We start from the raw sequence: 22,994 nt of genomic DNA on the forward strand, positions 1-22,994 counted from the left end.
ATTTTTTATGAATTTAGGTACATTATTGGATTTTGCGGTGGAACGCTATCCAAATCAAATTGCTCTCGTTCAAGGCCTGAAATCTTATACTTATGCCCAATTACAAAAGGAAGTAGAAAAAGTTGCTGCCTCTCTGCAGCGTTTAGGCATTCAAAAACAGGACCGTGTTGTTGTCATCTTAAAGAACAGACAGGAAAATGTTATGGTTTACTGGGCAATACAACAGATTGGTGCAATCTATACTCCAATAAACCACCGCTTATCCGCCAAAGAGGTCGAGTATTGTGTAAACGATTCTGATGCGAAGGCCATCATCTTTGAATCCACCAGTCAAAGTGCTGTGTCAGGTGCGAACTTTCTCGAAAGACCAATCTTGATTGGTGTTGAAAATGATAATGGTGTGGATATTTCTTATCCGGAACTAGTAGACAGAAGCCCAGGAAGCTATCAAAGGCCAATTCTAGATGAGAATGATATATCGATAATGCTATACACATCCGGTACAACAGGACGTCCAAAGGGAGTACCACGAACGCATAGGAATGAATATGCCTCGGCTATGGCACATATCGTCCAAAACCAGTACCAGTTGTGGGAAAGTACATTAGGAGTAATGCCGCTTTATCATACAATGGGTGTTCGTTCGTTGCTCTCTATGACTTTTTTAAATGGAAAGTTTGCTCTTTTATCAAACTTAGACTTTGATGCTGGTGAGGCGCTTGAGATTGTAGAAAGAGAAAAAATTTCATCCCTTTATTTAGTTCCGACGCTTTATCATGATATGTTATCATACCCGGATTTTGGCAGGTATAACCTTACCAAGCTTGAAAAAATCGGGTATGCTGGTGCCGCAATGACCACTACGTTAGTAAATCAATGTGTGGAGTTACTTAAACCAAAACTGTTTGTAAATCATTACGGCAGTACGGAGGTATATACGTTTACCATCTGCCCTGATGTACATGAAAAGCCAGGCAGTGCAGGTAAACCAGGGATTCATCAAAATATTCGCCTGGTAAAAGCAGATCCAGACGGTCATTCTACTCCTGATGATATTGTTGGGAGAGAAGAAGTCGGCGAAATTATTGCGAATCTGAAGTCCGTTGAAGCCTTTAAAGGGTATTGGAATCGCCCAGAGGCGACGGATAAAACTATTCGAGATGGCTGGTATTTTACAGGAGATATTGGCTTTATTGATAAAGACGGTGACTTATTCGTTGTTGGCCGGGTTGACGATATGATTATCTCTGGGGGAGAAAACATTCATCCATTAGAAGTCGAGGATTGTCTGACTCAACATCCAAAAGTTAGGGAAGCTACCGTAATTGGGGAGCTTGATGAGCGCTGGGGACAGATTGTTACCGCTTATATTGTTGCTAAAGACGAATCTGTTACAGAGCAAGAACTGGATGAATTTTGCAAGAATCTACCCAGTTTATCAAACTTCAAAAGGCCTCGTAAGTATACGTTTGTAAAAGAGATTCCAAAAAGTCCTGTAGGGAAAATTCTTCGCCGTAAATTGCGCGAGGGTGATATTGATGCACCGCACAATGAAAGTGAAGCTATCAGCCAATAAAAATTTTAAAATAGAAAAGGGGAAATAACAAATGACTATAACAGAACAAACGTATGACCATATTCGGGTAGAGAAAAATACAGAAAAACAAACGGCAACAATCGTGTTCGATCGTCCAGAGAAAATGAATTATATCAGTATGCTCGGCAGAGAACAGCTGACAGAGATTTTTGATGGTTTGAATCAAGATGATGAAGTGCGTGTCATTATCCTCAAAGGAGCAGGAGATGTATGCTTCAGTGCAGGAGGAAGCATCCCAGAATTTATGGCGACCCATCAAGAAAAGCTTTCCCATTTAGCCGAAAACGTGGCTGCTCCTGAACGCTCTCCAAAACCTGTCATCGCTCAGCTGCAGGGGTATACGTTCGGTGTAGGCCTAGAACTTGCGATGGCCTGTGATTTCAGGATTGCACGCGAAGATACCCTGCTTGCCCTTCCAGAAATGAACCTAGGAATGATTCCTGGGAGTGGAGGTACACAGAGAATTGCAAAGATTGTGGGCTTAACAAGAGCAAAGGACATGATCATGCGTGCCAGAAAAATTCCTGCAAATGAAGCGTATCAATGGGGTCTATTAACACAAGTAGTGTCCAAAGGGGACCTTCAACAAACAGTGGATTCGTTAGTTGAGGAGCTTGTTCAATTTTCTCCGCTTGCTCAGCGTGTTGCAAAAGAAGTGTTGAACGCTTCTGAAGAAAGTCCGCTGGGAGTCGGATTGAAAATGGAAGGGAAAGCCTACGGCCTCCTTCGCACAACAGAAGACTTTAAAGAAGGCGTAGATGCGTTCGTAGAAAAGAGAAAACCAGTTTTTACAGGGAAGTAATAAAATGAGAATCACCGGCAGCCTCTGCCGGTGATTCTCATTTTAGATCAAGAAAAGTCGCTTTAAATCATGTTTGATTCAGGGAAGTTAATAGAACGATATGGGAAGGATTGAAGGTATGCAGCTAAAAAAGAGTTCTGAAAACAAGAAAGGTTTATTAAGTCATTTAAATGTAAGAACGGTTAGTGCAGGAACGCTGGCAGCAATTTTTGGCTGTACTGGTCCGTCGCTAATTATAATAAACGGAGCATCAAATGGTGAATTAACTCAAACACAAATGATTTCTTGGTTATTTGCCATTTATTTTTTTGGTGGGATATTAGGAATACTCATCTCCTTAAGAAATAAGCAGCCGATTGCAGGCGCTTATTCAATTCCAGGTGCTGTACTTGTTGTAGGTTCACTGTCAAACTATTCTTTAAATGAAGCTGCTGGTGCTTATTTGGCAGCAGGCCTCATTGTCTTTATGTTAGGGATAGCAGGGGTTATTGGTAAAGTTATGCACTGGATTCCGGTTCCAATTGTTATGTCGATGGTCGTTGGAACAATGATTAGTTTTGGGACTGAGATGATTGCATCCCTCGAAAAAGCACCAATCATTGCAGGTTCATCCATCCTCGTGTATCTTCTCTCATTCCGTTATATAAAAAAATTTCCACCTATTTTAATATCATTTGCTGTTGCTATCATTTTATCGGTTTGGATGGGAGAATTCCAAGTGAAAGACGTGAGTTCCGTTTTTGTCGTTCCTCAACTAGTGACTCCATCCTTCAATATTGATGCGATTATTTCAATGGGCACCCCACTTGCACTTTTAGTAATTGGTGCTGAAAACGCCCAGGCTACAGGTGTGTTAAACACCCAAGGATATAAACCACCGGTTAATGAGATGACGATTTTAAGCGGAATTGGCGGGGTTATTACGTCTTTTTTTGGAGGTCATAATGCGAATATTGCGGGGTCAATGACTGCAATCTGCGCATCAAAAGAAGCTGGTCAAATGGAAGGGAGATATGCAGCAGTAGTTGTATGTGGTGTGTTATTTTCTACCTTTGGATTGTTTGCAGGTACAGTCATGCCTTTTGTAGCTGCAATGCCGAAAGTATTAATCAGTACTGTTGCAGGACTGGCTATGATGGGAGTGCTTTTAAGTTCATTACAAGAAGCGTTTTCTAAACCCCAATTCCAAGTTGGTTCATTTTTTGCCCTTATCATTGCGATGTCAGGAGTCCATTTTTATGATATAAGCTCTTCATTCTGGGCGATATTGGGTGGTGTTGCTGTTTCTCTAATTATTGAAAAGCCTGATTTTAAAACCATCATTGTTCAACAAAGTAAAAATAGTACAGATTCTAACGTTTCTCAAGGAGTTTGAAATAAATAATAAACATTCATCTCTAATAAAAGCCCTCTCGATTAAGAGAAGGGCTTTTTACATTAAACAATCACGGTTGGTTATCCTTTTTACTTCATTATTTTATTGGTACCGACTTGGAATCAAGTACTATTATGCAGTTCACAAGGTGTGACAGTAAAATGAATGCCACTCAGATCGGTATCGACGTTTCAGAGGAAGAGCAAAATTTTTTTTGTTTATTTGAAATTTGCCATCCAGTAAGGTTCGAGCCTTACCCTAGTCTTCAAGAAAGGAATTAGTGTGTTTCATTAGAATTTTTTCCAACTCTAAAAGCTAGTTATTTCTATGGAACTAGCTTTCTTATAATCTTTAATCGACAAGCGGAACTGCAGGGGTTCCAGTTGTAACGTCATTCGTTCCAGTTGGATGGTTAATGGGTAGGAAAGAGTGAATTTTAAACAGTTTATTAATGGCATGAAACTTGCAAATATAAAAGATGAATATTGAAAGTTGAAAGGGGGGAACTTTGAAAAGCATGCAGTTAACAAAAGTGGATTGATTACCCGCTTCAAAGTGCATGATCCAAAAAGTCGTTTTCAAATGTAGGAGGAAACAGAGTGAAAAAAATTGTTATAGGTATATCAGGGGCAAGTGGATCCATTTACGGTATTAGATGTCTTGAGACATTAAACAAACTTCAAATTGAAAGTCATGTAATTATTAGTTCCTCTGCTGAAAAAACCATCGAATATGAAACAGAATACTCGGTGGAACAAGTAAAATCACTGTGCAGTTTTGTATATGATTCAAATGATATAGGTGCAAGCATCTCAAGTGGTTCCTTTCATGTTGACGGGATGATCATTGCTCCATGTTCTATTAAAACTCTATCATCTATCGCAAACAGTTTTAATGATAATTTAATCACTAGAGCTGCTGATGTAACTTTGAAGGAACAAAGGAAGTTGGTTCTAATGGTCCGTGAAACACCATTGCATTTAGGGCATTTGCGGTTAATGCAATCAGCTGCAGAGAATGGTGCAGTAATCCTCCCTCCTGTTCCTAGTTTTTATCATAAGCCAACATCATTAGATGATATTGTTAATCAAAGTGTAGGTAAGGCGTTAGATCAGTTTGGTATTGATGCTCGACTGTTTGAAAGGTGGTCGGGACTCAATAAAGATGAAATAATAACCAATCTATAATCCTTATTTTTTGGGTATTAATATACTATTTTTCCCGTTTAACATGACTCAGAACATGATATGAAAAAATGGAGGTACTCTAATGTCTAATGTAGTCGCTCATTCTGAACAAGAAAATGTAATCGTTAACAGACGTCAGGTTGTCTCTGCAATGACAGCGTCACTATTAGGGTGGTCTTTTGATCTTTATGATCTTTTTCTTCTACTTTTTGTGGCTCCCACAATTAGTGTACTATTTTTCCCTACAACCAGCCCTACGCTTTCTTTAGCTGCTGTTTATGCTTCTTTTGGGGTAACGCTTTTGATGCGGCCTCTTGGGTCGGCAATATTTGGATCTTATGCAGATAAAAACGGGCGAAAGAAAGCAATGATTGTTTCTGTGGTAGGGGTTGGTGTTAGTACAGCTGCCTTTGGTCTTTTGCCTACTGTCCCACAAATTGGTGTGACGGCTGCAATCCTTTTTTTAATTCTACGATTAGTTCAAGGGGTCTTTGTCGGCGGTGTCGTGGCATCTACACATACAATTGGAACAGAATCTGCGTCGCCTAAATGGCGCGGATTGATGTCTGGTCTTATAGGTGGGGGAGGAGCCGGGTTAGGAGCATTATTCGCTTCACTAACGTTTACCATCGTTTCTGCTTTTTTTCCTGGTGAAGCGTTTAATGATTGGGGTTGGCGAGTCATGTTCTTTACAGGGATTTTAGGTGCAGTAGCTGGTCTACTTGTATTTAGAACACTTAACGAGTCTCCGCTTTGGGCACAATTACGTAAAGAAAATGAAGAAAAAGGGCAAGAGGATGTAATACCGCAGTCTCCTATTAAGACCCTATTTACAAAATATTTCCGAGTTATAGCTGTGAATCTAATGATTGTTATTGGTGGTGGTTCAGGTTATTACCTTACAGCTGGTTTTATTCCCACATTTCTAAAAGTAGTTAACAATGTATCTTCAGAAGTTTTATCAGGTGTTCTCATTGTCTCAAGTATTGTCACGATAATTTCGGCTTTACTGTTCGGACAACTTAGTGAAATTATTGGAAGAAAAAAGACCTTTTTAGTTATTGGATGTTTAAATATCGTCGGACTTCCATATTTTTATCTAGCATTAGCCGATTCTGTTACAACGACTTCGATTTATTTGAATACGATGGGTCTGGTGTTTTTAGGAAATGCTGCTTATGCACCTGTGTTAATTTTTCTTAATGAACGCTTTCCTACATCAATACGGTCTACGGGTACAGGACTGTCATGGAATATGGGATTTGCAATTGGCGGTATGATGCCAACTTTCGTAACATTAGCAAGCGGTTCGATTGAAAATATACCGTACACACTTATGTATTTTGTGATTGTAATTTTTCTTGTCTACATTATTGGAAGCCTCATCGTTCCAGAAACAAAAGGCAATCTCAAATAGAAACGGGGGGGGGTAAATAGTGATTACAAAATTAGAGATTACTAGAAATTATATTAATGGCGATTGGCAAGAAGCCAAAACTGGGGAAACGATGACATCCGTAAATCCTGCTACAGGTGAGATCGTTGGAGAGTCACAGAAATCGGGATTAGAAGATATTAAATTGGCAATTAAATTGGCGAAGGCAGCATTTCATACATCCGACTGGCGTTCAAATTCTTCGCGACGTTCTGATGCTTTAATGCAATGGGCTTATAAATTGAAGGAAAATAGAGAAGAAATTGCTAGAATTTTAACCACAGAGAACGGAAAGCCGATAAAGGAGTCTCGTATAGAATTGGACGCCTGTATTGATATGTTAAAATATTTTGCAGGTATGGCTCGAAGTATATTCGGTAGGTCGATAAATCTTTCCTCCACGTCATATGGCATCATTGACAAAGAGCCGATTGGAGTAGTAGGGATTATTTCACCTTGGAACTGGCCGGCTATGCTAATGATTCGAGAGGTTGCTCCAGCCCTTGCTGCAGGAAACGCAGTGGTTTTAAAACCGGCAAGTCGGACACCACTTATCAGCACTGCCATTGTCAAATTAATCGAGGAAAATAGCGACTTTCCACCAGGAATTGTGAATATCGTGTCTGGTCCGGGAAAGGTTATTGGAGATGAAATGACTACAAATCCCGATGTTAATGCCATCAGCTTTACAGGTGACACGACTACTGGCAAAAACTTAATGAAAAAAGCAGCAGAAAAGGTGAAGAAACTTGCTCTTGAACTGGGGGGGAAATCTCCTAATATAATATTTCCTGATGCAAACCTAAACAAAGCAATTCAAGCCGTTGCAAAATCAGCCTTTATTACTGCCGGCCAAATGTGTTTTGCTGGATCAAGAGTGATTGTTCATGAGTCGATTCATGAAGAAGTGGTGGAAGGATTGCGTAAACAGGCTGAAAAATTGAAAGTTGGTAACGGGTTAAATGAAACAACCGATATGGGACCTGTCATCTCGGAAGAACAGCTTAATAAAATTTTGGAATATTGCGAGATTGGAAGACAAGATGCAAAACTTATTACGGGTGGTAATAGGTTGACCGGTGGAGATTACGATAAAGGGTATTATATTGAGCCAACCATTTTTGATCAGGTGCCAGTTGAATCAAGAATAGCACAAGAAGAGATTTTTGGGCCCGTGCTGGCCATACAAGTTTTTAGGGACGAGAAAGAAGCGATCTCACTTGCTAATGGAACAATTTTCGGTTTAGCTGCTGGCGTTTGGACAAAGGATGTCAACAGAGCTGTGAGAATTGCGAAAAAGGTGGAGGCCGGAACGGTTTGGATTAATACCTATAACAAAAATTACCCACAAGCAGAATTTGGGGGTTATAAAGAGAGCGGAATTGGGCGTACAAGGGGAATTGAAGGATTAATGGAATATACCGAAACAAAACATATTAATATTGAAATAGAAGAATAGGGGGGAATCTATCTATTATGTATCAATCATTTGAGTTTCATCTTCCCACAAAGATTTATTTTGGATATAACAAAATCAACGAACTTAACAATATACCTTTTAAAGTAAAACGTGCCTTTATCGTTACTGATAACGGTGTCTTAAAATCAGGGTTAATCGAAAATGTAACAAAAATCTTAGAGGACAATCACATTTCTTATGTGATTTATGATGAGGTGGAACCGGATCCGAGCGTTGAAACCGTTGACAAAGCAGCTCACGGATTTCAACAGGAAGAATGCGATGCTTTAATCGCCATTGGCGGGGGCAGTCCGATCGATACAGCCAAAGGTGTTCGTGTAATAGCTGGAAATGGAGGGAGTATTCGTGATTATGCTGGAGTAAATCTCATCAAGCAATCATCCAATATTCCTCTCATTGCAATACCTACGACATCCGGCACCGGAAGTGAAGTGACCATGTTTGCTGTTTTTTCGGATTGGGAGGAGAATCGAAAAGTTACGGTAACGAGCCCATTCATCGCACCGGATATAAGTATAGTGGACCCTAAAATGACGATGACTGCACCAACGAAAATTACAGCAGCCTCAGGATTTGATGCCTTTGCACATGGGGCAGAGTCATTTGTGTCACGGATATCCCAGCCTGCCAGTGACACACTTGCATTATCAGCCATGCGAACTGTTAGCAAATACCTTCGTCGGGCCGTATTTAATGGAAATGATGTAGAGGCAAGGATCAAAATGGCAGAAGCTAGTCTTTTGGCCGGTATAGCATTCAATCAATCCTTCCTCGGATTGACACATGCCATTGGAAGTGCGTTAAGCGGATATGCCCATGTTAGTCACGGAGTAGCAATAGGTCTGCTTTTACCTGAGGTTATCCGCCGTAATTCGATATCCCTGGTCGATAAGCATGTTGAAATGGCGAGCGTTTTTCGAGTAACTGATCCATCGTTACCTGGTTGGAAGATTACAGACCAATTAATAGAAGATGTGACTAAATTACGAAACGATATCGGGCTTCCACAGAAATTGCAGCAGGTGGGGGTTAAAGAAGAGCAGCTTAAGGGGATCGCACACGACTCCGTGAAAAGTGGAATGTGGAAATTTAATCCTTGGCTAGCAACAGAAGAAGAGATTTTGGATCTACTGAAAAAACTGTTTTAAAGTTTGATTTTTTTATTAAAGACTATTAATTCTATTATAAAATTGGAGGTAATTGTAATGACAGAAAATATCGATAAAACTGAAGAGCTAATCCCTAGTATTGATAAGACGACGGATGAAGTGGCATGGGACTTATATCGAAAAGCGATTCGTTTTGGGACTTGGGATCCTGCTGCTATCGATCTTAGCCAGGATAAAAGGGATTTTGAAGCGCTTGATGAAGACCTTAAAGGATATCTTATTCATTTTTGTACAGGATTTCTCGATGCTGAAGAAAATGTTGCCTTAAAGTTTTGTCCCTGGATCATGTTAGGTACCTCTACAGAACAACAGGCATTCCTTAGTACTCAATTGCTCGAGGAATTTAAACATACTGAGTTTTTTATGCGCTATTTTAAAGAAGTAATTGGTCGTAAGCGTATTCCTTCAGTGAAAAATATGGTTCAGCAGAAACTTGATAATCGTGTAAAAGTAATGCTGAATGCTCTTGAACAAGGAGAAGAGGAACGTGAGGCTGCACTTGTAGAAGGGTTAACCCATTACCAAGGAATAATAGAAGGTGTTCAAGCGATGACTGGATATGATGTGTTTCGAGGTGTATACGGAAGTAAGGGCCTATTGCCTGGTTTGAGTGAAGGATTTGCCCGAATCAAGGAAGACGAAGGACGGCATGTAGGCTTTGGACTTCGTATGCTAAAGCTGTTTGCCCGTAAACCAGAACATGCCAAGAGAATTCGTGCGTTATACGAAGAATACCTTCCTCTTATCTTGGTTCGATATGATCAACCTGTCATTGTAGATGGTAGGGAATACCCAACTCCACCTGAAGTTCGAGGCCGTGAAAGAGTGTCTAAAATGTTAGAACGCAGACTTAAAGACATATTAGGTTCATCAGTTACCGTTTAATGAGGATTCTTTTATTATGAAAGCATAGCCATTGCGTACCTGGCTTGGGCATCTTCAAACATGAATAAATGAAAATTCATAAATTCATTTCTAGATTAAAATGGGGGAGTTACTGTGCCTAATGGTAATATAATAATTTTAGGAATTGTCGTCTTTTATATTTTGCTTACTGCTTTCTTTGGTTTATATACAAAAAAATTCTCAAAAAGTTCCGATAAGTACATGACAGGCGGAAAGGCGTTTGGGCCTTTTATTATTGGAGTTTTAATGATGTCAGAGTTTATTGGTACCGGATCAACGATCGGAACAGCCCAAACTGCTTACAGCACAGGTATTTCGGCAGCATGGAATTTGATTACACTTGCATTGGCATTTGCGTTATTTGCTTACACTATGGCAAAAAAGTTTCATGAACGGGGAGAGTATACAATCTCGGGAGCCATTGCTAAAACGTATGGGAATGGTGCACGAGTTATAACCTCGCTAATTATGATCTATGCCCTGGCAGTAGTTAATGTTTCAATGTACGCTGGCGGAGCGGCTACATTATCAGCAATTCTTAATGTCCCACATACAATGGCAGCAATAATTGTTGGGGTGATAACCGTAGTATATGTCTCATTAGGTGGAATGTTTGCAGTTGCATATACCAATTTAATTCACGCCTTTATCAAGTACTTGGGTTTGATACTTGCGCTTGCATTTGGTTTGGCGGCAGCGGGGGGACTTTCCGGGTTATCCTTGAATCTAGAGTCTGAGATGTTTGACTGGACGGGAATCGGCTTGTCAACAATCATTGCTTGGACAATAGCTAATATCGGTTCCATTTTTTCAACTCAATATATTATCCAGGCGATATCTTCAACACAAGATGATGCTAAGGCCAAGAAAGCGAGCATCTATGCCGGTTTCCTTGTAATTCCCGTTGGTATCATTGCATCTTTGATTGGGATGACTGCCTCAATTGTTTTTCCGAACATCGCGCCAGCAGAAGCTTTCCCTATGATGACAACGTTAATGAATCCGTTTCTGGCGGGACTAGTTGTAGCTGGATTAATTGCCGCTGTCTTTGGTACAGTTGCAGCTTCAACTATTGGGTCGGCTGCCCTTCTATTGAAAGATTTCTACAATCCCATTTTTAATAAAGATGCTTCTGACACGAAATCGTTGCGGTTTGCCCGAATTGCAACAATTGTTATGGGACTGATTCCGATTCCATTTGCGATTTTTGCACCAGAAATATTAAGCACTGTCTTTTTTGCTAGAGCTTTAAGAACCACCTTAGCCGTTATTGTCGTTTTGATGTTCTATTTCCCGCGTTTTAGTAGTGGACGAGGAGCAGTATTGGGAATGGTCTTTGCCGTGATTACGACAACTGTCTGGTATCTTGGCGGTGATCCATTAGGGATAGATAATATCTATGTCGCTGCAGTTACTCCATTAATTGTCATGTTGTTTGATCATTTCATCAATAAGAATAATAGAGTTTCGTATAACGAACCTAAGGTCAAGACGGAAATCATATAGGGATGAACGCTATAATTGAAGCTAAAATGAAGTAAATAATAATAACTATTAAAAAAATCAGGAGGATTCAATTTATGAGATCAAAGACGTTTCGGACATGGCTTACACACCTGCAAACAACGGGTCGTTTAGCGACAATTGATAAAAATGTCAGTTTAGAATATGAGGTTGCTGCTATTGCGAAAAAATTAGATGGAAAAAAGGCTACCTATTTTACTAGCGTAGAAGATTATGAGATTCCTGTCGTATCAGGAATTTGTTCAACACGTGAGGATTTTGCAGAAGCTTTGGAAACGGATCAATACAATGTTATAACAAAATTCACAGAGGCGGTATCCGCTCCAGAAGCATGTCTGCTAGTTAATGAAAATGAAGCCCCTGTTAAAGAAAATATTATTCTAGAAAATATCGATTTGATGAAGATGTTTCCAATTCCGGTTCACCATGAGAAAGATTCGGGTAATTACATCACCGCTGGATTGTTTATTGTTAGGGATCCAGTTACTCGGAAGCAGAACGTTTCAATTCATCGTCTCCAAATTTCTGGGAAAAATAAGATAGGAGCCTTAATTTTGCCTCGCCATACTTTTCATTTGTATAAGCAGGCTGAAGAGGCGGGGAGACCACTGGAATGTGCAATCGCCATTGGCGTCGATCCGGTGACCTTACTGGCGTCTCAAGCTAGCACTCCGTTCGGAGTAGATGAACTTGAAATTTCAAGTGCTCTCCGTGGAGAACCATTAGAAGTGGTTCGTTGTAAGACGGTTGATATTGATGTCCCGGCTTATGCGGAAATTGTATTAGAAGGAAAAATTCTTCCACATGTTCGTGAGCCGGAAGGTCCTTTTGGGGAATTTCCGAAGTATTATGGACCGCGCAGTGACAAGGAGGTCATTGAGATTACTGCAGTAACTCACCGAAACAATCCGATTTTTTATACGATTGTTCCTGCGGGATACGAACATCTTTTGCTTGGTGGGATTCCACGTGAGGCAAGTCTATTCCAAAGCATTCGCCAGACCGTCCCGTCAGTAACAGCGGTGCATATGAGCCCTGGTGGCACATGTCGCTATCATGCGATTGTTTCAATAAAAAAACGGAATGAAGGCGAAGCGAAAAATGCAATTTTAGCTGCTCTTGCTAATAGTTTTGATATTAAACATGTCGTTGTAACTGATGAAGAGGTTGATATTTTTAATATGGAAGAAGTGGAATGGGCAATCGCAACTCGCTTTCAAGCAGACAGAGACTTAGTGGTAGTTCATGAAGCACAAAGTTCGAAGCTTGACCCGTCAACACGCGATGGAGTGGGCTCGAAGATGGGATTTGACTGTACAATCCCCTTAGACAGTGAAGAAATGCAATACTTGCGAGTTCAAATTCCCGGCTACAATGAATGTAATCTAGATGATTACATAAATCCTGATAAATTGATTCAATCAGTTCATCTTGAAGGAGATATAGACTTCTAAAAAATATGAAAAAATTGTGGCTGACTCAAAAGGCTTAGTGTTTGACCTTTTGGTGTCAGCCTTTTCAACATGGGTAATCAAAAAAACACTTCGCTCATTTCCTACAAGTTATCATTCATATTCTCCTCTATTCAATGTGATTGTAAGCAAACCTGTACAAAAAGTATTAGTCAAACTTTTGAATTCATGTTGAACAGTATGCCTTTGATTCACTTGGTAAAAAAGACCTGCAAAGTCTCTTGAAAAATAAACGGCTTCATGCTTTATTTTTTTCCTTTAAAACCACTATCAAAACAACTAAACTACCTTTTCCAGATGGAATTATAAGGAACAGGAAGCCTAGGTTTTTTTATAAATGGAACTTGGCTTGTTTTTTGCAGTTTTAATAGATTCAATATAGGTACATTGTTTGTACTAAGGAAAATATTGATATGAGGAAAGTGAAATATTGAATACCAAAAGTAAGTTATCGATTATTATGTCTATTAAAAAATTTAAAGATGCATTCTTAATTTTAAAATCATTTTTTGAAACACTACTCTTCTATCATATGTTATTTTAGTAAAGTAATATAAAGCGAGGGGGTATTCATCATGGAAGGTATAGGGAGTTTAAAATTGTCAGCAGAAATTGAACAGTCTAGGGAGTAGATTCAGAGGTGTTTAAAATATGCATCATGGGGTGCAAAAAAATAGAGCTTGTTAAAGAAAATAGAAAATATGTATTAAGCTGATATTTCTATAGTTGTGTAGCAGTGAAGGGTGACTACTCGATTGTAAATCTATATCTTATCGAATAATCGTAAAGGGTGTGGGGGGCCTTGGAATCAACTGACTCAAGGATAATACCCGCAACAGCCTCCATGCTAAAAAACCACAACTGGCCTTTCTTAGAATTAAAAAAACGAGTAAAAAGTGATTTAGATAAGATAAGCACAACTCAAGGGGAAAAGGAGAGATGTAAAATGAATTTAGGTACATTATTCGATTTTGCAGTTGAGCGCTACCCAAACCATGTCGCTTTAGTTCAAGACCAAAAACGCTATACTTATGTCCAATTACAACAGGAAATAGAAAAAATTGCAGCCTCTTTGCAGCGTCTAGGCATTCAGAAGCAGGATCGTGTTGTAGTCATCTTAAAGAACCGAGTTGAAAATGTAATCATTTATTGGGCATTACAAAAACTTGGTGCGATCTATACTCCGCTTAATGACCGATTATCCACTAAAGAGGTCGAGTATTGTGTAAACGATGCTGAAGCGAAAGCTGTCGTCTATGAATCAGCCAGTCAAAATGCCGTATTAGGATCGAACTTTTCTGAAAGGCCAATTTTGATAGGTGATGAGAATTATATTGGTGTAGATATTTCTTATCCTGAACTAGTAGACCGAAGCCCAGGTAGCTATCAAAAGCCTACTTTAGATGAAAATGATATTTCGATCATGTTATACACGTCAGGAACAACAGGACGTCCAAAGGGAGTACCACGTACCCATAGGAATGAATATGCCTCAGCGATGGCACATATCGTCCAAAACCAGTACAAGTTGTGGGAAAGTACACTAGGAGTAATGCCGCTTTATTATACAATGGGCGTTCGTTCACTGCTTACCATGGCGTTATTAAATGGAAAAATTGCTATTTTGCCGGACTTTGATTCTGGAGATGCTCTTGAGATTATTTACAGAGAAAGAATCTCTTCCCTTTATTTAATCCCTACGCTTTATCATGATATGCTAACACATCCAGACTTCAATAAATATGACCTATCCAAGCTTGAAAAAGTTGGATATGCAGGTGCTGCAATGACCACTACATTAGTAAATCAATGTGTGAAGTTACTTAAACCAAAGGTATTTGTAAATCATTACGGCAGTACAGAAGTATATACGTTTTCTATTTGTCCTAATGTATCTGAAAAGCCAGGCAGTGTAGGTAAACCAGGTATTCACCAAAATCTTCGTATTGTAAAAGCAGATCCCGACGGTCGTTCTACTCCCGAAGATATAGTTGGGAAAAAAGAAATTGGTGAAATAATTTCAAATTTAGATTCCATTGAAGCATTTAAGGGGTATTGGAATCGCCCTGATGCTACTGTTAAAGCGATGCGCAATGGTTGGTATTTTACAGGAGATATTGGTTTTCTTGATGAAGACGGCGATTTATTCGTTGTTGGTCGGCTTGACGATATGATTATCTCTGAGGGAGAAAATATTCATCCATTAGAAATTGAAGATTGTCTGTCACAACATCCAAACGTTTTGGAAGCTATTGTTATTGGAGAGCAGGATGATCGATTGGGACAAATCGTATCCGCCTATATTGTCTCTAAAAACGAAACGGTTACAGCACAAGAGTTAGATGAGTTTTGTAAAAGGTATCCTAACATGTCGAACTATAAAAGACCAAGAAAGTATACATTTGTTAAGGAAATGCCAAAAAGCCCCGTTGGAAAAATCCTACGCCGAAAATTACGTGAGGGTGATTTTGAGGCACTACAAAATCAAAGCGATTCTGTAGGCTGATATAAAATAAATCTCTCCGCTGAGAGTGTTGAAAAAGATGTATTTTCTAACTCTAGTGAAGTGGTTAAATTTTTATAACTCTCATCTTAAAAAATTAAAACTAATTATTTCTGAATATTTTTATAATAGATTTACATAGAAGTAAAGAGGTGTCCTATGGCAGAGCTGCTAATTGTTGATACAGACCTAAGCTGTATAAGCAATATTCGTCATATTGTTGAAAATAGCGACTATAACTTTCTTCGTATTTATGAAGCTAATAACGCACAACGGGCTATGATGATGCTTAAACAATCCCGTCCAAGTGCGCTTATAATGGATGTTTCACTTCCGAACATGGATGGCATAGATTTTGGAAAAAACGTACTACTTATCTATCCAGACTTACCCATCATTGCAATTACAGGGTTAAAAATGTTTGAAATCGTCCAATCAGCCATTAATGCGGGTTTTTCAGCTTATTTATTGAAACCGCTTACTAAAAACCAGCTTTTGAACATATTCGATCGTGTTTTAAGACCAATAATTAAAATGGAAATAAGTCAGACGGTTAAAAATGAAGGTGAATTCGAATTAGATTTAAGAAAACCGATTCAAAGTGCCGTACAATACATTCAGTTACATTACAATGAATGTCTTACTCTTAAAAATATTGCTGATAAGGTTTATTTAAGCCCATCCTACTTTAGTAAATCTTTTAAGGAAGAAATAGGGATGACATTTGTAGAATACTTATCTTGGATTCGTGTTCAGAAGGCAAAAAATATGTTAAGAATGATTTCACTACCAATTGATGTTATTGCTAATAACACCGGTTTTGCAAATTCCAGTTACTTTGCAACAACATTCAAGAAAATAGAAGGAAAAACTCCAACTCAGTATCGAGAGCATTTTTGCTGGGAAAGAAAAAAAGATATCAATTGAAAAAAATATTTTTTCACTTTGGGAGGGGTGGTTATGATTACCATAATAAATGAGATGGACAGGTGTGTCAGAGAAAAGAAAAGAGGAATTCTGGCCACTGTCATACGTGTCGAAGGTTCAACCTACCAGAAAGAAGGGGCAAAATGTTTTTTTGCTGAAGATGGAGAGTTAATAGGCTTGTTAAGTGGAGGATGTGTGGAAGGTGATGTCCTTGAGCATGGAAAAGAAGTTTTACAGACAGAAAAACCCAAAAAAATCCATTACAATTTCAGAGGCGAAGAAGACCAAATTTGGGGCTTGGGTGTAGGGTGTAATGGAGCCATTGAGATTTTTATAGAGCTATTTGATCCTGTTGGTCAACATGAAAGAAGCAAGTTAATGAGAGAGGCTTTTACAACAAGTCAGCCCATTATCATAGCAACCATAACTCGTGATGAAGAAGAATCTAAGATCGGTGAGAGATGGGTTCACTCCAATTTACAAATTGGGGAACCAATGGATCTCAAGATGAGAGATAACAGTGAAGTCTTCTATGACCATATTACGCCGGTTCCTACCCTTTACATATTTGGTGCAGGACCAGACGCTGTTCCATTGGTGAAGACGGTTAAAAATTTAGGCTGGACTGTAAATGTATTAGATCACCGACCGGGCTTTGTTAATAAAAGAAATTTTCCCTTAGCCGATGAATTAATATGCTATGAACGAGACCACCCCACTTCCGTTCCATTAAGTGAACATAGTTATGCTATTGTGATGAGCCACAATTTTACTCAAGACCAATTGGTTCTAAAATCGTTGTTACATTCATCGGTAGCCTATATCGGAGTGTTAGGACCAACAACTAGAACAAACCAGTTGCTCCAACCGATAATGAACGGTTTCACTATTGATGAAATACAGTTAAACCGTATTTATAGTCCTATAGGCCTTGATATTGGTGCAAAAACTCCTGAGGAAATTGCTATCAGTATTGCTGCAGAATTGGTTAATGTTCATCGTGGTGGTAATTCGATGCATTTAAAACAAACGAAGGGTAAGGAACTTTTGTATACCTCTAGAGATCAGAGGGGAGTGATTGCTTATCAATGATAAGAATCATGAAGTCTGGGGGATCATTTTAGCTTCGGGCTTATCAACCAGAATGGGTACTCCAAAAATGCTTTTGCCCTATCAACAAAAGACACTAGTTCTTCATGTCATCGAAACGTGTTTACACTCAGTACTTGATGGGATGGTTGTTGTGATAAATCCAAAAGTGAATGGGTTGGTAGAGGCGGTATCTGTTCCTGGTATAAAACAAGTGGTAGAGAATCATGATTCACATTTAGGTATGTCTACTTCGATTAAAGTCGGACTGGAAGCTTTACCCCAACAAGTAGAGGCCATGGTTATTCTTTTAGGCGATCAGCCTGAAATGGATGAAGGCTCAATAAACAGAATTGTTGAAACCTACCAAGTAAAGAATAGGCCATCCATCGTTCAGTCGGTTTTTTTAAACAACGAGAAGGGGCATCCTGTTTTATTCAAACGAGATATGTTTCATCATCTTTTACAGGTAGAAGGAGATAGTGGTGGAAAGTCCGTCATTCAAAAGTTTAGCAGGGAAGTTGTATATGCACCAATGAATCAGCACATTATTCCGGATGTTGACACAATAGACGATTATCAAAGATTGATTAAAAAGAGGGGGGTTGTACATGACAAAGGTAATAGGTAAGTCTGCTACGAGGGTGGAGGACAAACGGCTACTAACCGGTCAAGGAACTTATATTGATGATCTGGGTAACACAACAAATACAGGCTATGCGGCAATTTTACGTAGTCCACATCCTCATGCTTATATAATATCCATAGACGCAACCGAAGCGGTAAAAATGCAGGGAGTAAAGGGAGTAGTAACCGGTCAAGACATAAAAGACCATGTAAAACCATTTAGTGTTGGGGTTACGGCACCAGTTAAGTATTTTCCTCTTGCCATCGAAAAGGTGAGGTATGTTGGAGAACCTGTTGCCATTGTAGTTGCCAAGGATCGTTATACTGCCGAAGACGCAATGGAAAAGATTAAAGTTTCTTATAAACAGTTACCAGCCATTGTAGATATTGAGAAAACGGTACAAGAGGATGCACCGATCTTACATGAAAATGTTGGGTCGAATATCGCCAATCATCGTCAATTCCATTATGGAGATGTAGACAAAGCCTTTAAAGAAGCAGATCATATCGTCAAGCATAAATACAAGTTTCCGAAATATACGGCTACCCCTGTTGAAACATATGGTGTGGTTGCAAATTATGATTCTGCTCATAATCAGTATAATGTTCATGCTAATTTTCATGGACCCTTTATTATTCAGGCAATCATGGCTCAATCCTTACAAGTCCCCAGCAATAAATTAAGACTGATCATTCCAAAGGATATTGGGGGAAGTTATGGAATAAAGGCAGGGCTTTTCCCATATATCGTTCTTTGTTCCATCACAAGTAAACTTCTCGGCTGTCCAGTTAAATGGATAGAAGATCGACAGGAACATCTTTCATCAAGTGCGAGCGGAACAGATCGCGTGACCTACATTGAAGCCGCCGTCAAAAATGATGGCAAGGTCACCGGTTTAAGAATGAAATTGATGGATAATGTTGGTGCTTATATTCGCGCACCAGAACCAGCCTGCTTATACCGTAACCATGCCAACTCAACCGGGGCATACGATATACCAAATTTAAATATTGAAGCGTTTGCAGTCATGACAAACAAGTCACCTACCGGGTTAATCCGTGGTTACGGGGGACAGGAGCATTACTTTGCCCTCGAAAGAATTATGCAGCTTATTGCAAAAGAACTTTCTTTGGACCACTCTGAAGTGATTAGAAAAAACCTGATTAAAAAACAACAATTTCCATTCACAACAGCTTCGGGTGGAATTTACGACAGTGGGGATTATGAGAATTCATTTGAACTCGCCCTTTTAACGGGGAAATATGAGAACTTTAGAAAAAAACAAGCAGAAGCGCGTAAAAACGGAAAAATTTTAGGCGTCGGCCTTGCATGTATCGTCGAACCATCCGGATCAAATATGGGATATATCACGGTTGCCTTAACACCAGAAGAAAGAGCGAAATCCTTACCGAAATCAGGGGCATCAGAAGCGGCTACTGTTTCAATGGATCCCTTAGGAAGTGTAAACGTGAGAATTAGCACTGCACCAACAGGTCAAGGACACGAAACTGTGGCAGCCCAAATTGTATCTGAAGTTTTAGGGATACCAAGGGAACAAATAAATATAATCGCTGAACTTGATACAGCGACTAGTCCTTGGTCCATCGCTTCAGGAAGCTATTCAAGTCGGTTTGCCTCGTTAGGTTCAAGCGCTATTTATTATGCAGCCCAAAAGGTAAGGAAAAAACTTTTTAACATTACTGCCTCTCAACTTGGTGTAGACGTCTCTGAGCTCGAGCTGGGAGAGGGTTTCATTTACGTAAGGGATAATCCTACTAAAAAGTTTCCTATCAAGCGCCTTGCAGGTCTAGCACATTGGAATCCGCTTGCATTACCTGAAGGAATGGAACCAGGAATCTATGAAACTCATTATTATACACCTCAGGCTGCAGAACCACCGGATGATAACGACCTGATCAATTCCTCTGTCACATACGGATTTGTTGCGGATATGGTGACCGTGGAAATTGATCAGGATACAGCAGAAGTGAAAATAATAGATTATTTCACCGTTCATGATGCTGGAAAGCTTTTAAATCCGTTGATTGCTGATGGACAAATCATGGGTGGTCTGGCTCATGGTGTTGGTGGCGCTTTATACGAGGAATTAGCTTATGACAAGAATGGACAGTTCTTAACGGGGTCATTTATGGATTATTTATGCCCAACTGCTCCAGAAATCCCTAATGTAACGATTAAACATACGGAGTCTCCATCCCCTCTTACTCCATTAGGAGCCAAAGGCTTGGGTGAAGGGAATACCATGAGTGCACCGGTGGCGATTGCCAATGCCGTAAGTGATGCCTTAGCCCATTTAGATATTATGATCGATGAACTACCATTAAGCCCTAATCGCATTTGGAAGTTACTCAATGAGGCAAAGGAAAAAGTGACAGCTCCTTAAACAAATTTTCTGAATCTCATAAAAATAGGATTGCCGAAGGGGAGGGGAAATATGAAACCACCAAAGTTTGAATACTATAAACCTACCACACTAAATGAAGCATTGAATCTTTTAGAAGAAGCCGGTGAAGATGGAAAGATCATTGCCGGTGGGCAAAGCTTAGTTCCCATTATGAATATGCGCCTTGCATCACCCAAGTGCTTAATTGATATAAATGGTTTATCAGAACTAGATTATATTAAAAATGATGAAAATCAAAATCTACTTCAAATAGGAACTTTAACAAGACAAAGTAAAGTAGAAGAATCTGAAATGGTAGCCAATACCTGCGGTCTATTAACCGAAGCAATTACCCAAATTGGACACGTGCAAACAAGGAATAGGGGAACTATAGGCGGAAGCATTGTTCATGCCGATCCAAGTGCCGAGCTCCCGCTTGCCTTGCTAACACTGAACGGTTCAGTGCAAATTGCATCAAAGGATGAGGTTCGAAACGTTGGTGCAGAAGATTTCTTTGTTACTTATTTGACGACAGATATTATGCCTACAGAAATCTTAACGGAGATTAATATTCCAATCATTGGAGGTAGACGAGGGTATTCGTTTCAGGAAATTGCCAGGAGGCATGGGGACTTCGCGTTAGTTGCTGCTTCTTGCTATATGACAGTTGATGATCATGACAAGATTTCATCCATAAGATTAGCCCTTGGCGGAGTTGAGGCTATTCCTTTGTTAATAGAGGATGCAGAAGACTTCATGATAGGGGAAACACTGTCCGATTCTTTGCTAGGAAAAATAGTGGAAAGTGTAGAATTAGCAGTTGAGCCCGAATCAGATCTTCATGCTTCAGCAGAGTATCGAACACATCTTGCTAAAGTTTTAACGAAGCGTACGTTAACACAAGCCTATGAAAGGGCAAGGAGGTAGAGAAATGGGCCGTCATCAAGTGGAAGTAACTATTAATGGCAAAGTCTATCAAGAAGAAGTGGAATCACGAATGCTGTTAAGTGATTTTATCCGAGATGTATGCGGACTGACTGGAACACATGTTGGATGTGAACACGGTGTTTGTGGTGCTTGTACCGTACACGTAAATGGCACAGCTGTGAGAAGTTGTCTCATGTTTGCTGTACAAATAGATGGGGACGAAATTAAAACCGTTGAAGGGTTAGCAAATAATGGTGAGTTGACAGATCTACAGAAAAACTTTGTCGAATGCCACGGTCTTCAATGTGGATTTTGTACACCAGGTATCTTAATGTCTACAACAGATTATCTTGAAAAAAAGCCAGATCCCTCTACCAAGGAAATCAAAGAAATGCTTTCTGGCCATTTATGCCGCTGCACGGGGTATGACGGTATCATTAATGCCATCGAGAAAACCATTGTAAATAAAAAAACAGCGATCTCATCTTAAATAGAAAAGGGGAAATAACAAATGACTATAACAGAGCAAACGTATGACCATATTCGGGTAGAGAAAAATGCAGAAAAACAAACGGCAACAATCGTGTTCGATCGTCCAGAGAAAATGAATTATATCAGTATGCTCGGCAGAGAACAGCTGACAGAGATTTTTGATGGTTTGAATCAAGATGATGAAGTGCGTGTCATTATCCTCAAAGGAGCAGGAGATGTATGCTTCAGTGCAGGAGGAAGCATCCCAGAATTTATGGCGACCCATCAAGAAAAGCTTTCCCATTTAGCCGAAAACGTGGCTGCTCCTGAACGCTCTCCAAAACCTGTCATCGCTCAGCTGCAGGGGTATACGTTCGGTGTAGGCCTAGAACTTGCGATGGCCTGTGATTTCAGGATTGCACGGGAAGATACCCTGCTTGCCCTTCCGGAAATGAACCTAGGAATGATTCCTGGGAGCGGAGGTACACAGAGAATTGCAAAGATTGTGGGCTTAACAAGAGCAAAGGACATGATCATGCGTGCCAGAAAAATTCCTGCAAATGAAGCGTATCAATGGGGTCTATTAACACAAGTTGTGTCCAAAGGGGACCTTCAACAAACAGTGGATTCGTTAGTTGAGGAGCTTGTTCAATTTTCTCCGCTTGCTCAGCGTGTTGCAAAAGAAGTGTTGAACGCTTCTGAAGAAAGTCCGCTGGGAGTCGGATTGAAAATGGAAGGGAAAGCCTACGGCCTCCTTCGCACAACAGAAGACTTTAAAGAAGGCGTAGATGCGTTCGTCGAAAAGAGAAAACCTATTTTTAAAGGAAAGTAAATAATGGATAGTAAGTCAACTGAGGTGTTGAGAAACCCCTGAATCCGTTCTTTCCCAGCTTGTAGAGAAAGCGTGGTATTACTCTCTCTACAAGCTTTTTTTGTTCCTTTTGACTTCCTTACAAGGACTTACACCTTTGGATATTTAAAATAATTAAAAAGAAAAATCTTCTATCCTTAGTTGACCAATGAACTATCGAATGATATACAGTTATACCTATTTGAAGAGTAATAATATTATTGTTTTAAGAGGTTGTTTACTCTACT

At 39.6% G+C, this 22,994-nt stretch carries 18 protein-coding genes; all 18 read left to right on the forward strand.

Features of this window, described 5'->3' with window-relative positions:
- The first annotated feature begins 7 nt into the window (after positions 1–7).
- Complete coding sequence (locus ABIE66_RS12465) at positions 8–1,576, forward strand: class I adenylate-forming enzyme family protein (RefSeq protein ID WP_347942322.1); 1,569 nt, start codon at positions 8–10, stop codon at positions 1,574–1,576.
- 31 nt (positions 1,577–1,607) lie between these two features.
- Positions 1,608–2,399, forward strand: coding sequence for an enoyl-CoA hydratase/isomerase family protein (locus tag ABIE66_RS12470; protein WP_370014904.1), 792 nt, complete (start codon positions 1,608–1,610; stop codon positions 2,397–2,399).
- Between the two features lie 100 nt (positions 2,400–2,499).
- On the forward strand, positions 2,500–3,774 hold the full coding sequence (locus tag ABIE66_RS12475; protein WP_370014905.1) for a benzoate/H(+) symporter BenE family transporter: 1,275 nt from the start codon (positions 2,500–2,502) through the stop codon (positions 3,772–3,774).
- A gap of 599 nt (positions 3,775–4,373) precedes the next feature.
- Complete coding sequence (locus ABIE66_RS12480) at positions 4,374–4,961, forward strand: UbiX family flavin prenyltransferase (RefSeq protein ID WP_101225185.1); 588 nt, start codon at positions 4,374–4,376, stop codon at positions 4,959–4,961.
- Between the two features lie 82 nt (positions 4,962–5,043).
- Positions 5,044–6,378 carry an MFS transporter gene (locus tag ABIE66_RS12485; protein WP_370014906.1) on the forward strand — a complete coding sequence of 445 codons (1,335 nt, stop codon included), beginning with the start codon at positions 5,044–5,046 and terminating at the stop codon, positions 6,376–6,378.
- A gap of 19 nt (positions 6,379–6,397) precedes the next feature.
- Positions 6,398–7,855 carry an aldehyde dehydrogenase family protein gene (locus ABIE66_RS12490; RefSeq protein WP_370014907.1) on the forward strand — a complete coding sequence of 486 codons (1,458 nt, stop codon included), beginning with the start codon at positions 6,398–6,400 and terminating at the stop codon, positions 7,853–7,855.
- A 17-nt stretch (positions 7,856–7,872) separates the two neighbouring features.
- Entirely contained in the window at positions 7,873–9,024 is a 1,152-nt protein-coding gene (locus tag ABIE66_RS12495; RefSeq protein WP_370014908.1) for an iron-containing alcohol dehydrogenase, read from the forward strand.
- Between the two features lie 57 nt (positions 9,025–9,081).
- Entirely contained in the window at positions 9,082–9,930 is an 849-nt protein-coding gene (locus ABIE66_RS12500; RefSeq protein WP_370014909.1) for a R2-like ligand-binding oxidase, read from the forward strand.
- 114 nt (positions 9,931–10,044) lie between these two features.
- The gene (locus ABIE66_RS12505) at positions 10,045–11,457 is read left to right on the forward strand and encodes a sodium:solute symporter family protein (RefSeq protein ID WP_289324938.1); all 1,413 of its coding nucleotides are present in this window, start codon (positions 10,045–10,047) and stop codon (positions 11,455–11,457) included.
- A 74-nt stretch (positions 11,458–11,531) separates the two neighbouring features.
- Positions 11,532–12,929 (forward strand): UbiD family decarboxylase, encoded by a 1,398-nt coding sequence (locus ABIE66_RS12510; protein WP_289324939.1) that lies wholly within the window; start codon positions 11,532–11,534, stop codon positions 12,927–12,929.
- An 820-nt stretch (positions 12,930–13,749) separates the two neighbouring features.
- Complete coding sequence (locus tag ABIE66_RS12515) at positions 13,750–15,453, forward strand: AMP-binding protein (RefSeq protein ID WP_370014910.1); 1,704 nt, start codon at positions 13,750–13,752, stop codon at positions 15,451–15,453.
- A 156-nt stretch (positions 15,454–15,609) separates the two neighbouring features.
- Positions 15,610–16,377, forward strand: a complete 768-nt coding sequence (locus ABIE66_RS12520) for a response regulator transcription factor (protein ID WP_370014911.1) — start codon at positions 15,610–15,612, stop codon at positions 16,375–16,377.
- Positions 16,378–16,410: 33 nt separating this feature from the next.
- Positions 16,411–17,469 (forward strand): XdhC family protein, encoded by a 1,059-nt coding sequence (locus tag ABIE66_RS12525; protein WP_370014912.1) that lies wholly within the window; start codon positions 16,411–16,413, stop codon positions 17,467–17,469.
- Positions 17,456–18,097 carry a nucleotidyltransferase family protein gene (locus tag ABIE66_RS12530; RefSeq protein ID WP_289324942.1) on the forward strand — a complete coding sequence of 214 codons (642 nt, stop codon included), beginning with the start codon at positions 17,456–17,458 and terminating at the stop codon, positions 18,095–18,097. The genes ABIE66_RS12525 and ABIE66_RS12530 overlap by 14 nt, the downstream gene beginning before the upstream one ends.
- Positions 18,078–20,498 carry a xanthine dehydrogenase family protein molybdopterin-binding subunit gene (locus ABIE66_RS12535; protein WP_370014913.1) on the forward strand — a complete coding sequence of 807 codons (2,421 nt, stop codon included), beginning with the start codon at positions 18,078–18,080 and terminating at the stop codon, positions 20,496–20,498. The genes ABIE66_RS12530 and ABIE66_RS12535 overlap by 20 nt, the downstream gene beginning before the upstream one ends.
- A gap of 51 nt (positions 20,499–20,549) precedes the next feature.
- A complete protein-coding gene (locus ABIE66_RS12540; protein WP_370014914.1) occupies positions 20,550–21,425 on the forward strand; it encodes an FAD binding domain-containing protein in 876 nt (291 codons plus the stop codon).
- A gap of 4 nt (positions 21,426–21,429) precedes the next feature.
- Positions 21,430–21,915: a (2Fe-2S)-binding protein gene (locus ABIE66_RS12545; protein ID WP_101225176.1), complete on the forward strand. Its 486-nt coding sequence runs from the start codon at positions 21,430–21,432 to the stop codon at positions 21,913–21,915.
- Positions 21,916–21,936: 21 nt separating this feature from the next.
- Positions 21,937–22,728 (forward strand): enoyl-CoA hydratase/isomerase family protein, encoded by a 792-nt coding sequence (locus ABIE66_RS12550; RefSeq protein ID WP_101225175.1) that lies wholly within the window; start codon positions 21,937–21,939, stop codon positions 22,726–22,728.
- The last annotated feature ends 266 nt before the right edge of the window (positions 22,729–22,994 follow it).

This window comes from Peribacillus sp. B2I2, from assembly GCF_041261685.1.
Classification (GTDB): Bacteria; Bacillota; Bacilli; order Bacillales; family DSM-1321; genus Peribacillus.

Excerpts from the sequence above, each read along its gene's own strand:
- ABIE66_RS12520 (WP_370014911.1), top strand. The coding sequence starts at position 15,610 with ATGGCAGAGCTGCTAATTGTTGATACAGACCTAAGCTGTATAAGCAAT.
- ABIE66_RS12495 (WP_370014908.1), top strand. The coding sequence starts at position 7,873 with ATGTATCAATCATTTGAGTTTCATCTTCCCACAAAGATTTATTTTGGA.
- ABIE66_RS12535 (WP_370014913.1), top strand. The coding sequence starts at position 18,078 with ATGACAAAGGTAATAGGTAAGTCTGCTACGAGGGTGGAGGACAAACGG.
- ABIE66_RS12485 (WP_370014906.1), top strand. The coding sequence starts at position 5,044 with ATGTCTAATGTAGTCGCTCATTCTGAACAAGAAAATGTAATCGTTAAC.
- ABIE66_RS12545 (WP_101225176.1), top strand. The coding sequence starts at position 21,430 with ATGGGCCGTCATCAAGTGGAAGTAACTATTAATGGCAAAGTCTATCAA.
- ABIE66_RS12470 (WP_370014904.1), top strand. The coding sequence starts at position 1,608 with ATGACTATAACAGAACAAACGTATGACCATATTCGGGTAGAGAAAAAT.
- ABIE66_RS12510 (WP_289324939.1), top strand. The coding sequence starts at position 11,532 with ATGAGATCAAAGACGTTTCGGACATGGCTTACACACCTGCAAACAACG.
- ABIE66_RS12540 (WP_370014914.1), top strand. The coding sequence starts at position 20,550 with ATGAAACCACCAAAGTTTGAATACTATAAACCTACCACACTAAATGAA.
- ABIE66_RS12500 (WP_370014909.1), top strand. The coding sequence starts at position 9,082 with ATGACAGAAAATATCGATAAAACTGAAGAGCTAATCCCTAGTATTGAT.
- ABIE66_RS12475 (WP_370014905.1), top strand. The coding sequence starts at position 2,500 with ATGGGAAGGATTGAAGGTATGCAGCTAAAAAAGAGTTCTGAAAACAAG.
- ABIE66_RS12525 (WP_370014912.1), top strand. The coding sequence starts at position 16,411 with ATGATTACCATAATAAATGAGATGGACAGGTGTGTCAGAGAAAAGAAA.
- ABIE66_RS12465 (WP_347942322.1), top strand. The coding sequence starts at position 8 with ATGAATTTAGGTACATTATTGGATTTTGCGGTGGAACGCTATCCAAAT.
- ABIE66_RS12550 (WP_101225175.1), top strand. The coding sequence starts at position 21,937 with ATGACTATAACAGAGCAAACGTATGACCATATTCGGGTAGAGAAAAAT.